Genomic DNA, 13,609 nt, shown 5'->3' on the forward strand with positions numbered 1-13,609 from the left:
CGACTCATGACTCGTTGATGACGCTGCCCGCTGTGGGAACCGGCTTCGCCGCCTCCCCGCAGGGACACGGTGCCAGAGAATTGACGAGTTATGGCCCCGCCACCGCTGCTGGCGTTGCCGGTGCACTTTGTGTGCCAGCACGGCGCAAAGCCGCATCTGGCGTGGCATTGGCGCTACCGGAACCGGTCAGGCTGCGACGCACCTCGAGGTTACGGGAAATCACCAGGACCACCCGACGGTTGCGGGCCCGGCCTTCGGCGGTGTCGTTGCTCGCCACCGGCTGGTACTCGCCATAGCCCACCGAGGCCATGCGTGCCGGGTTCACACCATTCATGGCCAGCAAGCGGACGATGCTCGCCGCGCGCGCCGACGACAGTTCCCAGTTGGTCGGATACTGGGCCGTGCGAATCGGCAGGTTGTCGGTGAAACCCTCCACGTGCACCGGATTGGCGAACGGCTTGAGGATGTTCGCCACCTTCTCGATGAGGTTGAAGGCCACGTCGCTTGGCATGGCATCGCCACTGCCGAACAACAGCGACGAGTTGAGCTCGATCTCCACCCACAGTTCGTTGCCGCGCACCGTCATCTGGTCGGACTTGATCAAATCGCCGAATGCCTCGCGCACGTCGTCGGCAATGCTTTGCAACGGGTCCACACTGCTCTGCGCCAGGCCCGCATCGGTCTGTTCGCTGTCCTTGACCAGTGGCTCGGCCGGCTTGATGGTCAGCGGGCGTTCGTCGCCGATGGGGATCGGCTTCATGCTGCGCTCGGGGTCGTTGAACACGCCGATCAGCGCCTGGGAAATGACCTTGTACTTGCCCTCGTTGATCGAGGAAATCGAGTACATGACCACGAAGAAGGCGAACAGCAAGGTGATGAAGTCGGCGTACGACACCAGCCAGCGCTCGTGATTCTCGTGTTCCTCGGTATGGCGACGACGGGCCATGGTCTACTCCATGAAGCCTTGCAGCTTCAGCTCGATCGAGCGTGGGTTCTCCCCTTCGGCGATCGACAGCAGGCCTTCCAGGAGCATCTCGCGATAGCGCGACTGGCGCAGGGCGATGGCCTTGAGCTTGTTGGCGACCGGCAGCAGGATCAGGTTGGCGCTGGCCACGCCATAGATGGTGGCGACGAACGCCACGGCGATGCCATTGCCCAACTGCGAGGGGTCGGCCAGGTTGCCCATCACATGGATCAGGCCCATGACCGCGCCGATGATGCCGATGGTCGGCGCGTAGCCGCCCATGCTTTCGAATACCTTGGCCGCCTGGATATCACGGCTTTCCTGGGTCAGGAAGTCGACCTCGAGAATGCTGCGGATGGCCTCCGGCTCGGCGCCGTCGACCAGCAGTTGCAAGCCCTTGCGCGCATAGGGGTCGGGCTCGGCATCGGCCACCCCTTCCAAGCCCAGCAGGCCTTCCTTGCGTGCGGTCAGGCTCCAGTTGACGACCCGGTCGATGCCACCGGGCAGGTCCACCCGGGGCGGGAAGAAGATCCAGCGCAGGATCTGCAAGGCCCGCTTGAAGGCCGGCAACGGCGACTGCAGCAGCGCCGCCGCCAGGGTACCGCCCAGCACGATCAGGGCCGCCGGGCCGTTGATCAAGGCGCCGACATGACCGCCCTCGAGGAAGTTGCCGCCGACGATGGCGACAAAGGCGAGGATCAGGCCGATCAGGCTCAGCACGTCCATCAGATGCACGCCTCGACCAGGTGCTTGCCGATTTCGTCCAGGCTGTACACCGCGTCGGCCAGGTTGGCCTTGACGATGGCCATGGGCATGCCATAGATCACGCAGCTGGCCTCATCCTGGGCCCATACGGTGCTGCCGCCCTGCTTGAGCAGACGTGCACCTTCACGGCCGTCGGCCCCCATGCCGGTGAGCACCACCGACAGCACCTTGTCGCCATAGGACTTGGCCGCAGAACCGAAAGTGATGTCCACGCATGGCTTGTAGTTCAGGCGCTCGTCGCCCGGCAGGATCTTCACCGTGCCTCGGCCGTCGACCATCATCTGTTTGCCGCCTGGGGCCAGCAAGGCCAGGCCCGGGCGCAACACATCGCCGTCCTCGGCTTCCTTGACGCTGATCCTGCACAATTTGTCCAGGCGCTCGGCGAAGGCCTTGGTGAAGGCTGCCGGCATGTGCTGGATGAGTACGATCGGCGCCGGGAAGCTGGCCGGCAGCTGGGTGAGCACCCGTTGCAGCGCCACCGGGCCGCCGGTGGACGTCCCGATGGCCACCAGCTTGTAGGGCTTGCGCTTGGGCGCGGGCGCGTGGCTGCTGCCCGCCGCGCTGCGCGTCACCGGGGCAGCCGGAACGGCGCTGCGGGCCGGCGATGCGCTGCCCAGGCTGCTGGCCGGGGCATGGCTGGCGGGTGCAGGCGTTGGCGTCGCGATGGCCGTGGCATAGCCGCCGAAACGACGGTTGCTGCGCGACAGGGTGTGGACCTTCTCGCACAGCAACTGCCTGACCTTGTCCGGGTTGCGCGAGATATCCTCGAAGTTCTTCGGCAGGTAGTCCACTGCGCCGGCATCCAGCGCGTCGAGGGTGACACGGGCGCCTTCATGGGTCAGCGAGGAGAACATCAACACCGGCGTCGGGCAGCGCTGCATGATGTGGCGTACCGCGGTGATGCCATCCATCATGGGCATTTCGTAGTCCATGGTGATGACATCCGGTCGCAGCGCCAGCGCCTGGTCGATCGCTTCCTTGCCGTTGGTCGCAGTACCGACGACCTGGATCGTCGGGTCGGCCGAGAGAATTTCCGAGACGCGGCGGCGGAAGAAACCGGAATCATCCACCACCAGGACCTTGACTGCCATAAACACTCCATTAGGCGGCGCCACCGCCAGGGTGCGCCACCGAAATCAATAACGCCGCGCGGCGTAACGCTTGAGCATGCTCGGTACGTCGAGGATCAACGCAATACGACCGTCGCCGGTGATGGTCGCACCAGACATGCCCGGGGTGCCTTGGAGCATCTTGCCCAGCGGCTTGATCACCACCTCCTCCTGCCCCACCAGTTGGTCGACGACGAAGCCGATGCGCTGGGTACCGACCGAGAGGATCACCACATGGCCCTCCCGTTGCTCCTCGTGCACCTGGTCCTGGACCAGCCAGCGCTTGAGGTAGAACAGCGGCAGCGCCTTGTCGCGCACGATCACCACCTCCTGGCCGTCGACCACGTTGGTGCGCGACAGGTCCAGGTGGAAGATCTCGTTGACGTTGACCAGCGGGAAGGCGAACGCCTGGTTGCCCAGCATCACCATCAGGGTCGGCATGATCGCCAGGGTCAGCGGCACCTTGATGACGATCTTCGAGCCCTGTCCCTTGGCCGAGAAGATATTGATCGAACCGTTGAGCTGGGCGATCTTGGTCTTGACCACATCCATGCCCACGCCACGGCCGGACACGTCGGAGATCTCGGTCTTGGTGGAGAAGCCGGGGGCGAAGATCAGGTTGTAGCAGTCCGACTCGCTCAGGCGCTCGGCGGCGTCCTTGTCCATCAGGCCCTTTTCCACGGCCTTGGCGCGCAGTACGTTCGGGTCCATGCCCTTGCCGTCGTCGGAGATCGACAACAGGATATGGTCGCCCTCCTGCTCGGCGGACAACACCACATGGCCGGTACGCGCCTTGCCGGAGGCTTCGCGTTCGTCGGGCATCTCGATGCCATGGTCGACGGCATTGCGCACCAGGTGCACCAGCGGGTCGGCCAAGGCTTCGACGAGGTTCTTGTCCAGGTCGGTCTCTTCACCGACCAGCTCCAGGTTGATTTCCTTCTTGAGCTGGCGGGCCAGGTCGCGGACCAGGCGAGGGAAGCGGCCGAAGACTTTCTTGATCGGCTGCATGCGGGTCTTCATGACCGCGGTCTGCAGGTCGGCGGTGACCACGTCGAGGTTGGAGACGGCCTTGGACATGGCCTCGTCGCCGCTGTTCAGGCCCAGGCGCACCAGGCGGTTACGCACCAGCACCAGCTCGCCGACCATGTTCATGATCTCGTCCAGGCGCGCGGTATCGACCCGCACGGTGGTTTCCGCCTCGCTGGCCACAGGCTTATCGCCAGCCGGTGCCACAGCGCGTGCCGGGGCCACGGGCTTGGCAGCGGCAGGCTTGGCGGCTGGGGCAGGCTCGGGTTTGGCGACCGGCTTGCTATCGGCCTTCGGTGCGGCGCTGGCGGCAGCGGGTGCGACAGGCGCCTGGGTGGCCAGCGCATCGCTGGAGAACTTGCCCTTGCCGTGCAACTGGTCCAACAGGGCTTCGAACTCGTTGTCGGTGATGTGCTCGCCGCCCGCCTCGGCAGGGGCTGCCGGGGCGGCAGGTGCGGCCGCACCCGCCAGCGCATCGGCGGCGAAGGTGCCCTTGCCATGCAGTTGATCGAGCAGCGCTTCGAATTCGTCGTCGGTGATTTCGTCGGATGCCGCAGGCGCCGAGGTGCTGGCCGCTGGTGTGGCAGCCACGACTTCAGGGGAGAACTGGCCCTTGCCGTGCAACTGGTCGAGCAGCGATTCGAATTCGGCATCGGTGATCTCGTCACCCTCGCCGCCCACGACCTCGCCCTGCATCTGCTCGGCGGCCTGGGCCTTGACTGCATCGAGGGAGTCGAGCAGCTGTTCGAATTCACTGTCGGTGATGTCCGGCTCGACCGCTGGCACTTCGGCCTCGGCCGCCACCGGCGCCTCGACGGCGGGCGCAGCGCTGTCGGCACCGGCAGGCTCGGCCAGGCGCGACAGCGCCGCCAGCAGTTCCGGCGTGGCCGGGGTGATGTCGCTGCGCTCGCGCACCTGGCCGAACATGCTGTTGACGGTATCCAGCGCTTCGAGGACCACGTCCATCAGTTCCGCATCGACCCGGCGCTCACCTTTGCGCAGGATGTCGAACACGTTCTCGGCGATATGGCAGCACTCCACCAGCTCGTTGAGCTGAAGGAAACCGGCGCCCCCTTTTACAGTGTGAAAACCGCGGAAGATCGCGTTGAGCAAGTCGGCATCTTCGGGTCGGCTTTCCAGCTCGACCAGCTGCTCGGACAATTGCTCGAGGATTTCGCCGGCCTCTACCAGGAAATCCTGGAGGATTTCTTCATCGGCGCCGAAGCTCATTGAACGTGCTCCTTAAAAACCCAGGCTGGACAGCAAATCGTCGACGTCGTCCTGACCGGACACGACATCTTCACGCTTATCGGCATGAATCTGCGGACCTTCACCCCGAGTCGGATGTTTTTCTTGATCTTTTTCAGCGCGCAGTTGCTGGTGGTCGTGTTCGATTCCGGCAAAACGGTCCACCTGGCTGGCCATCAGCACCAACTTGAGCAGGTTGCTCTCCACCTCGGTGACCAGCGCGGTCACGCGCTTGATCACTTGGCCGGTCAGGTCCTGATAGTCCTGGGCCAGGAGAATGTCGTTGAGGTGACCGGCAACCTTGCGGTTACCCTCGACGCTGTGCGTCAGGAAACTGTCGACGCGCTTGACCAGCTCGCGAAACTCAGGCGCTGCGACTTCCCGGCGCATGAAGCGCTGCCAGTCGGCGCTCAGGCTCTGGGCCTCGGCCGCCAGGTCGTTGAGCACCGGCGTGCCGGCCTCGACCAGGTCCATGGTCCGGTTGGCCGCGCCCTCGGTCAGCTTGACCACGTAGGACAGGCGCTCGGTGGCATCGGTGATCTGCGAGACTTCCTCGGCCTGCGGCATGCGCGGGTCAATCTGGAAGCTGACGATTGCACTGTGCAGCTCGCGGGTGAGCTTGCCGACTTCCTGGTACAGGCCACGGTCACGGGTCTGGTTCAGCTGGTGAATCAGCTGCACCGCCTCGCCGAACCGGCCGCGCTCGAGGCTCTCGACCAGTTCCTGGGCATGTTTCTTCAGGGTCGTCTCGAACTCCCCGAGCGATGTATTCATTTGCTCCATGGCGCCCCCTGACGTGACTCAGCCGTTGACGCGTTCGAAGATCTTTTCGATCTTTTCCTTGAGCACCTGGGCCGTGAAAGGCTTGACCACGTAGCCGTTGACCCCAGCCTGGGCGGCTTCGATGATCTGGTCACGCTTGGCTTCAGCGGTGACCATCAGCACCGGCATGCCCTTGAGACGGTCATGGGCGCGTACCTTGCGCAGCAGGTCGATGCCGGACATGCCAGGCATGTTCCAGTCGGTCACAAGGAAGTCGTAATGGCCGTTTTCCAGCATCGGCAGCGCCGTGGTGCCGTCGTCGGCTTCTTCGGTGTTGGTGAAGCCAAGATCACGCAACAGGTTCTTGATGATCCGCCGCATCGTCGAGAAGTCGTCAACGATGAGGATTTTCATGTCTTTGTTCAATTAGACCTCCAAGCAGTCTTTAACGCGCCCGGCCCCCGGGCGCGCGTTCAATCAATTCGGTACAACGTGCAACGACTGCGGCGAACCCTGGCTCAACGCGCCCGCCATTCTCCCAGGCGGCTGCGCAGGCGCGCCGCGCATTGGCTATGCAACTGGCTGACGCGCGACTCGCTGACCCCAAGCACCTCACCGATTTCCTTGAGGTTCAGCTCCTCGTCGTAGTACAGCGCCAGGACCAGGCGTTCGCGTTCCGGCAGGTTGGCGATCGCTTCGGCCAAGGCGGCCTGGAAGCGCTCGTCCTCCAGGTCCCGCGCCGGCTCCAGCTGGCCGCTGGCGCCATCCTCGTGCAGCCCTTCGTGCTCGCCGTCCTGCAGCAGGTCGTCGAAGCTGAACAGGCGGCTGCCCAGGGTGTCGTTCAAGATCCCGTAATAATCATCGAGACTCAATTGGAGTTCGGCAGCAACTTCATGATCTTTAGCGTCACGACCGGTTCTGGCTTCAACGGCACGGATCGCATCGCTGACCATACGGGTATTGCGGTGTACCGAACGCGGCGCCCAATCGCCCTTGCGCACTTCGTCGAGCATGGCGCCACGGATGCGGATACCGGCGTAGGTCTCGAAGCTGGCGCCCTTGCTGGCGTCGTACTTGTTGGCCACTTCCAGCAGGCCGATCATGCCCGCCTGGATCAGGTCCTCGACCTGCACGTTGGCCGGCAGGCGTGCCAGCAGGTGATAGGCGATGCGCTTGACCAGCGGGGCATAACGCTCGACCAGTTCATACTGGGCATCGCGCGCCGCCCTGCTGTACATCTTGTAACCACTCGCATTCATAGTACCGGCCCTGCACTGGTGGGTTGCACCAGGCGCTCGACGAAGAACTCAAGGTGCCCACGCGGATTGGCAGGCAGCGGCCAGCTGTCGACCTTCTGCGCGATGGCCTTGAAGGCCAGCGCACACTTGGACCGAGGGAAGGCCTCATAGACCGCCCGCTGCTTCTGCACCGCCTTGCGCACGCATTCGTCGTAAGGCACGGCACCGACGTATTGTAGGGCGACGTCCAAGAACCGATCCGTGACCTTGGTCAACTTGGCAAACAGGTTGCGCCCTTCCTGCGGGCTCTGCGCCATGTTGGCCAGGACGCGGAAGCGATTCATGCCGTAGTCGCGGTTGAGCAGCTTGATCAGCGCATAGGCATCGGTGATCGACGTCGGCTCGTCGCACACCACCAGCAACACTTCCTGGGCGGCACGGACGAAACTGACCACCGAATCGCCGATCCCTGCGGCGGTGTCGATCACCAGCACATCGAGGTTGTCACCGATCTCGCTGAACGCCTGGATCAGGCCGGCATGCTGCGCTGGCGCCAGGTGCACCATGCTCTGGGTCCCGGAGGCCGCCGGCACGATCCGGACACCGCCAGGCCCCTGCAGCAACACATCGCGCAGTTCGCAGCGCCCCTCGATGACATCGGCCAGGGTGCGCTTGGGCGAAAGGCCCAGCAGGACGTCGACGTTCGCAAGACCGAGGTCGGCATCCAGCAGCATGACCCGCCGCCCCAGGTCAGCCAGAGCCAGGGACAGGTTCACTGAAACGTTGGTCTTGCCGACGCCGCCTTTACCGCCGGTCACGGCGATCACCTGTACGGGATGCATGCTACCCATGTTTGTTCTTTACCTTGTCTCGGGGCCCAGGCCACACAAGGGGTTGGAAAGCGCCCCTTTCGTGTAGGTACTTTGCGATGTCCATTCGTCAACCCACACGCTTGCCAGGGTTGTGGTAGAGATCAGCGAACATGTCGGCCATTGCCTCTTCGCTGGGCTCGTCCTGCAGCTGCACACTGACCGCACGACTGACCAACTGGTGCTTGCGCGGCAAGTGCAGGTCGTCAGGAATGCGCGGCCCATCGGTCAGATAGGCCACCGGCAATTCATGACTGATGGCAAGGCTCAGTACTTCACCGAGGCTGGCCGTTTCATCAAGCTTGGTCAGGATGCACCCGGCCAGGCCACAACGCTTGTAGCTGTGGTAGGCGGCGGTGAGCACCTGCTTCTGGCTGGTGGTCGCCAGCACCAGGTAGTTCTTGGCGGCGATGCCGCGCCCGGCGAGGGTCTCCAGCTGCATGCGCAGGGCCGGGTCGCTGGCCTGCAGGCCTGCGGTATCGATCAGCACCACGCGTTTGCGCAGCAGTGGCTCCAGGGCCTGGGCCAGGGACTGGCCGGGGTCGACGTAGGTCACCGGTACATTGAGGATCCTGCCCAGGGTCTTGAGCTGCTCCTGGGCACCGATGCGGAAGCTGTCCATGCTCACCAGCGCCAGCTGCTGGGCGCCATACTTGAGCACGTAGCGTGCGGCGAGCTTGGCCAGGGTGGTGGTCTTGCCCATGCCGGCCGGGCCGACCATGGCGATCACCCCGCCCTCCTCGATCGGTTCCACCTCAGGCACCTGGATCATCCGCGCCAGGTGCGCCAGGACCATGCGCCAGGCCTGGCGAGGTTCTTCGATCTCGCCGGTCAGCTCGAGCACTTCGCGGGCGATGGGGCCCGACAGACCGATGCGCTGCAGGCGGCGCCAGAGGTTGGCCTGCTGCGGCTTGTTGCCCTGCAGCTGGCCCCAGGCCAGGGAGCCGAGCTGCACTTCGAGCAGCTCGCGCAGGCCCGAGAGCTCCGAGCGCATGGCATCGAACAGGCGCGGGTCGACCGATGCCGGGGCAGGCACGGCAGCCGGGGCCGGCGCATCGACATGGGGTTCGACCAGCGGTTCGGACGCGGTCAGCGAGAGGCCGGCGAACAATTGCCGGTTGCCTTCGTCACCTTCGTGGCGGCTGCTCAGCTCGGCCTGTGCGGTGGCAATGCGCGACTGAGTCTTGCGCAGTTCGTCCTCGAGCTCGATGTTCGGCACTCGCGGAGCCAGGGCAGACAGCTTGTAGTCCAGCGCGGCCGTCAACTCGACACCGCCGGCGATGCGCCGGTTGCCGATGATGGCGGCGTCGGCGCCCAGCTCATCCCGGACCAGCTTCATGGCCTGACGCATATCGGCGGCGAAAAAACGCTTAACTTGCATAACCCACTACCTCAGCCATTGGGGCCCACGGTGGCAACGATGGTGACTTGCTTGTTGTCAGGTATTTCCTGATACGCCAGAACATGCAAATTCGGTACAGCCAGGCGGCCGAATCGCGACAGCATGGCGCGGATCGGGCCGGCGACCAGGAGGATGGCCGGCAGGCCTTGCATCTCCTGGCGCTGGGCCGCCTCGATCAACGAGCGCTGCAGCTTCTCGGCCATGCTCGGCTCCAGGAGAACACCGTCTTCCTGGCCTTGCCCGGCCCTTTGCAGACTATTGAGCAAAATCTGTTCCAACCTTGGTTCCAGGGTGATCACAGGAAGCTCCGACTCAACGCCGACAATGCTTTGCACGATGGCGCGACACAATCCGACGCGCACTGCCGCGACCAACGCGGCGGTATCTTGACTCTTGCCGGCATTGTTGGCGATCGCCTCAGCGATACTGCGGATGTCACGTACCGGAACCTGCTCGGACAGCAACGCCTGCAGGACCTTGAGCAGGCCCGACAAGGAAATGACACCCGGCACCAGTTCTTCAGCAAGTTTAGGCGAACCCTTGGCCAGCACCTGCAACAATTGCTGGACCTCTTCATGGCCGATCAGTTCATGGCAATGCTTCTGCAGGATCTGGTTGAGGTGGGTGGCCACCACGGTACTGGCATCGACCACGGTGTAACCCAGCGACTGCGCCTGGGCACGCTGGCCGACGTCGATCCATACCGCCTCCAGGCCGAACGCTGGGTCGCGCGCGGCGATGCCGTTGAGCGTCCCGAACACCTGCCCTGGGTTGATGGCCAGCTCACGGTCCGGGTAGATCTCGGCTTCGGCGAGGATCACCCCCATCAGTGTCAGACGGTAGGCACTGGGCTGCAGGTCGAGGTTGTCGCGGATGTGCACGGTGGGCATGAGGAAGCCCAGGTCCTGGGACAGCTTCTTGCGCACCCCCTTGATCCGCGCCAGCAACTGCCCGCCCTGGTTGCGATCGACCAGCGGGATCAGGCGGTAGCCCACTTCCAGGCCGATCATGTCGATGGGAGTCACGTCATCCCAGCCCAGCTCCTTGGTTTCCAGGGCACGTTGCGGCGAGGGCAGCAGGTCCTGCTGGCGCTGCGCTTCTTCCTGGGCCTTGAGCTTGGCCTGCTGCTGCTTGCGCCAGACCAGGTAGGCGCCGCCAGCGGCCAACCCGCCAAGGCCGAGGAAGGCGATGTGCGGCATGCCCGGGACCAGACCCATGACAATCATCAACGCCGCCGATACAGCCAGGGCCTTGGGCGAATCGAACATCTGCCGGTTGATCAGCTTACCCATGTCCTCGGAGCTGGAGGCACGGGTGACCATGATCGCGGCGGCGGTGGACAGCAGCAGCGACGGCAGCTGCGCCACCAAACCGTCACCGATGGTCAGCAGGGCGTACACCTTGCCAGCCTCTCCGGCGGGCATGCCATGCTGCAGCATGCCGATGAGCATGCCGCCGATGAGGTTGATGAACAGGATCAGCAGGCCGGCGATGGCGTCACCGCGCACGAACTTGCTGGCACCGTCCATGGAGCCGTAGAACTCGGCTTCCTGGGCGACCTCGGCACGTCGTGCCTTGGCCTGCCCCTGGTCGATGAGGCCGGCGTTGAGGTCGGCATCGATGGCCATCTGCTTGCCGGGCATGGCGTCGAGGGTGAAGCGCGCGCTGACCTCGGAGATACGGCCGGCACCCTTGGTCACCACGACGAAGTTGATGATCATGAGGATGGCGAAGACCACGGCACCGACAACGTAGTTGCCGCCGATCACCACCTCACCGAAGGCCTGGATCACCTTGCCCGCGGCCTGATGGCCTTCGTGGCCGTGAAGCATGACCACCCGGGTGGAGGCGACGTTCAGCGCCAGGCGCAGCAGCGTGGCCACCAGCAGGATCGTGGGAAACGCGGCGAAGTCCAGCGGGCGCAAGGCGTAGACGCACACCAGCAGGACCACGATCGACAGGGCGATGTTGAAGGTGAAGAAGACGTCGAGCAGGAAAGGTGGGATGGGCAACATCATCATTGCCATCATCACCAGCAGCAACAGCGGCACGCCGATGTTGCCCCGGCCGAGGCCGGCCAGGTTGTTTCGGGCGCTGTTGATGAGCTGGGTGCGATCCACCGGGAGTCCTCTATGAAGCAAAACTTTGACGCAATTGGGCGGTTTGGCGGTGGCTTTGCAAGAAGCCTTCCAACTTTGGGTTTAAGACGGCAGGGTTTGTCTTGAGGTAGGCGGCGCCAGCTCGCGATGCGCCGCGCGGGCGGCGCTGGATATCACAGGCGCTGATGCCCTATCGCCCTACACCTCATTCATCCCGCCGCAGATCAGGCGGAATCGGCAGGTCAGGCTTGAGCGGCTCCGGCGCCTTGCCCTTACCCGCCCGGTACTGACGAATCTGGAACACGTAGGCCAGCACCTGCGCCACCGCCAGGTACAACCCCGCCGGGATCTCCTGCTCGAGCTCCGTCGAGTAGTAGATCGCCCGCGCCAGCGCCGGCGACTCGAGAATCTGCACCTTGTGCTCGACCCCGATCTCGCGGATCTTCAAGGCGATGAAGTCGGTCCCCTTGGCCAGCAACAACGGCGCCACCCCACCCTTCTCCGGGTCGTACTTGAGCGCTACGGCATAGTGCGTGGGGTTGGTGATGATCACATCGGCATCCGGCACCGCCGCCATCATCCGCCGCTGCGACACCTCCCGCTGCAACTGGCGGATGCGCTGCTTGACCTCCGGCTTGCCCTCCGAGTCCTTGTACTCGTCGCGCACCTCCTGCTTGGTCATCTTCAGCTTCTTGTGCGTCTGCCACAGCTGGAACGGCACGTCCACCGCCGCGATCAGCAGCAAACCCGCCGCCATCCACAATGCACTCCAACCCACCACCTGGGCACTGTGGATGATCGCCTGTTCCATCGGCTCCTTGGCGATCGCCAGCAACGCCTGGCGGTCGTTGGCCAGCACCAGCAGTGCCACCACGAGGATCACGAAAAACTTGGCCAGGGCCTTGAGCAGCTCGGTCAGCGAGTTCATCGAAAACATGCGCTTAATCCCCGAAAGCGGGTTCATGCGGCTGAACTTCGGCTGCAACAGGCTCCCGGAGAACAGGAACCCGCCCAGGGCGACCGGCGCGATGAGGGCGATCACGAACAACAGGATCAGGACCGGCTGAACGGCCCAGATCGCCATCTTGCCCGAGGTGAGCAGAAACACGCCCATGGCGCTTTCATCCACCAGCACTTCGCGGGGCAGGCTGAAGTTCAGGCGCATCAGGTCCAGCAGTGTCTCCCCCAGGTAGCCGCCGAACGCCAACAGCCCGCCGGCGCCGCCCAGGGTCACCGCCACGGTGTTGAGCTCCTTGGAGCGGGCGATCTCGCCCTTCTCGCGCGCATCGCGCTTGCGCTTGTCCGTGGGTTCTTCTGTCTTGTCCTGACCGCTTTCGCTCTCTGCCATGTTCAGCGCGCCCGTGCCAGTTCACGCAGCCATTGCAGCGCTTCGCTGGCCAATGCCTGGTAATGGGAAAGGACATCGGCGAGGCCGACCCAGAAGATGCCCATGCCCAGCACCAGGGTCAGCGGGAAGCCGATGGAGAAGATGTTCAGTTGCGGCGCCGCCCGGGTCATCACGCCGAAGGCGATGTTGACCACCAGCAGCGCCGTGATCGCGGGCAGGATCAGCAACAGCCCTGCGCCGAATACCCAGCCCAGGCGCCCGGCCATCTCCCAGAAATGATTGACCACCAGGGCATTGCCCACTGGCAGGGTGGTGAAGCTTTCGGTCAGCACCTCGAACACCACCAAGTGGCCATTCATCACTAGGAACAGGATGCTCACCAGCATGGTCATGAACTGGCTGATCACCGCCACGTTGACGCCGTTGGCCGGGTCGACCATGGACGCGAACGCCATGCCCATCTGCACCGCGACGATCTGCCCGGCCACCACGAAGGCCTGGAACAGCAACTGCAGCGCAAAGCCGAACAACGCACCGACGATGATCTGCTCCCCGCACAACAGCACGCCACGCAGGCTCAGCGGGTCGATCTCGGGCAACGGCGGCAGGCCTGGGACGATCACCACCGTGATCGCCAGGGCCACGTACAGGCGAATGCGCATCGGCAGCATGCGCGTGCCGAAGATCGGCATGGTCATCAACACCGCGGCCACCCTGAACAGCGGCAGGATGAAGGTGGCGACCCAGGTGCCGATCTGCGTGTCGGTCAGCTCCAGCAT

General features: G+C 64.2%; 12 protein-coding genes. All 12 read right to left on the bottom strand.

The annotated features are described in order from the left end of the window. Positions 1–88 precede the first annotated feature (88 nt). The 12 genes from motD to fliR all read right to left on the bottom strand — a co-directional run bounded on the left by motD (position 89) and on the right by fliR (position 13,609). The gene (gene motD / locus ACNFCI_RS08530) at positions 89–946 is read right to left on the bottom strand and encodes a flagellar motor protein MotD (RefSeq protein ID WP_084858212.1); all 858 of its coding nucleotides are present in this window, start codon (positions 944–946) and stop codon (positions 89–91) included. Positions 947–949: 3 nt separating this feature from the next. After that, positions 950–1,690 (bottom strand): flagellar motor protein, encoded by a 741-nt coding sequence (locus ACNFCI_RS08535; protein ID WP_084858213.1) that lies wholly within the window; start codon positions 1,688–1,690, stop codon positions 950–952. Beyond that, positions 1,690–2,820: a protein-glutamate methylesterase/protein-glutamine glutaminase gene (locus ACNFCI_RS08540; RefSeq protein ID WP_084858214.1), complete on the bottom strand. Its 1,131-nt coding sequence runs from the start codon at positions 2,818–2,820 to the stop codon at positions 1,690–1,692. Before ACNFCI_RS08540 ends, ACNFCI_RS08535 begins: the two co-directional genes overlap by 1 nt. Before the next feature lie 45 nt (positions 2,821–2,865). Then, positions 2,866–5,094: a chemotaxis protein CheA gene (locus tag ACNFCI_RS08545; protein ID WP_324815529.1), complete on the bottom strand. Its 2,229-nt coding sequence runs from the start codon at positions 5,092–5,094 to the stop codon at positions 2,866–2,868. Positions 5,095–5,106: 12 nt separating this feature from the next. Continuing rightward, the gene (locus ACNFCI_RS08550; protein WP_084858216.1) at positions 5,107–5,895 is read right to left on the bottom strand and encodes a protein phosphatase CheZ; all 789 of its coding nucleotides are present in this window, start codon (positions 5,893–5,895) and stop codon (positions 5,107–5,109) included. 18 nt (positions 5,896–5,913) lie between these two features. Next, positions 5,914–6,288, bottom strand: a complete 375-nt coding sequence (locus tag ACNFCI_RS08555) for a chemotaxis response regulator CheY (RefSeq protein WP_011534888.1) — start codon at positions 6,286–6,288, stop codon at positions 5,914–5,916. 104 nt (positions 6,289–6,392) lie between these two features. Beyond that, positions 6,393–7,133 (bottom strand): RNA polymerase sigma factor FliA, encoded by a 741-nt coding sequence (gene fliA / locus ACNFCI_RS08560; RefSeq protein WP_084858217.1) that lies wholly within the window; start codon positions 7,131–7,133, stop codon positions 6,393–6,395. After that, entirely contained in the window at positions 7,130–7,963 is an 834-nt protein-coding gene (fleN, locus tag ACNFCI_RS08565; protein ID WP_224456383.1) for a flagellar synthesis regulator FleN, read from the bottom strand. The genes fliA and fleN overlap by 4 nt, the downstream gene beginning before the upstream one ends. Before the next feature lie 88 nt (positions 7,964–8,051). After that, positions 8,052–9,362 (bottom strand): flagellar biosynthesis protein FlhF, encoded by a 1,311-nt coding sequence (flhF, locus tag ACNFCI_RS08570; RefSeq protein WP_368830012.1) that lies wholly within the window; start codon positions 9,360–9,362, stop codon positions 8,052–8,054. An 11-nt stretch (positions 9,363–9,373) separates the two neighbouring features. Beyond that, complete coding sequence (gene flhA, locus ACNFCI_RS08575) at positions 9,374–11,503, bottom strand: flagellar biosynthesis protein FlhA (RefSeq protein ID WP_084858220.1); 2,130 nt, start codon at positions 11,501–11,503, stop codon at positions 9,374–9,376. A 184-nt stretch (positions 11,504–11,687) separates the two neighbouring features. Continuing rightward, positions 11,688–12,830, bottom strand: coding sequence for a flagellar biosynthesis protein FlhB (gene flhB, locus ACNFCI_RS08580; protein WP_368830013.1), 1,143 nt, complete (start codon positions 12,828–12,830; stop codon positions 11,688–11,690). Between the two features lie 2 nt (positions 12,831–12,832). Beyond that, complete coding sequence (fliR, locus tag ACNFCI_RS08585) at positions 12,833–13,609, bottom strand: flagellar biosynthetic protein FliR (protein ID WP_084858222.1); 777 nt, start codon at positions 13,607–13,609, stop codon at positions 12,833–12,835.

The sequence above is a fragment of the Pseudomonas sp. NY15356 genome (assembly GCF_048068175.1).
GTDB lineage: Bacteria > Pseudomonadota > Gammaproteobacteria > Pseudomonadales > Pseudomonadaceae > Aquipseudomonas > Aquipseudomonas putida_K.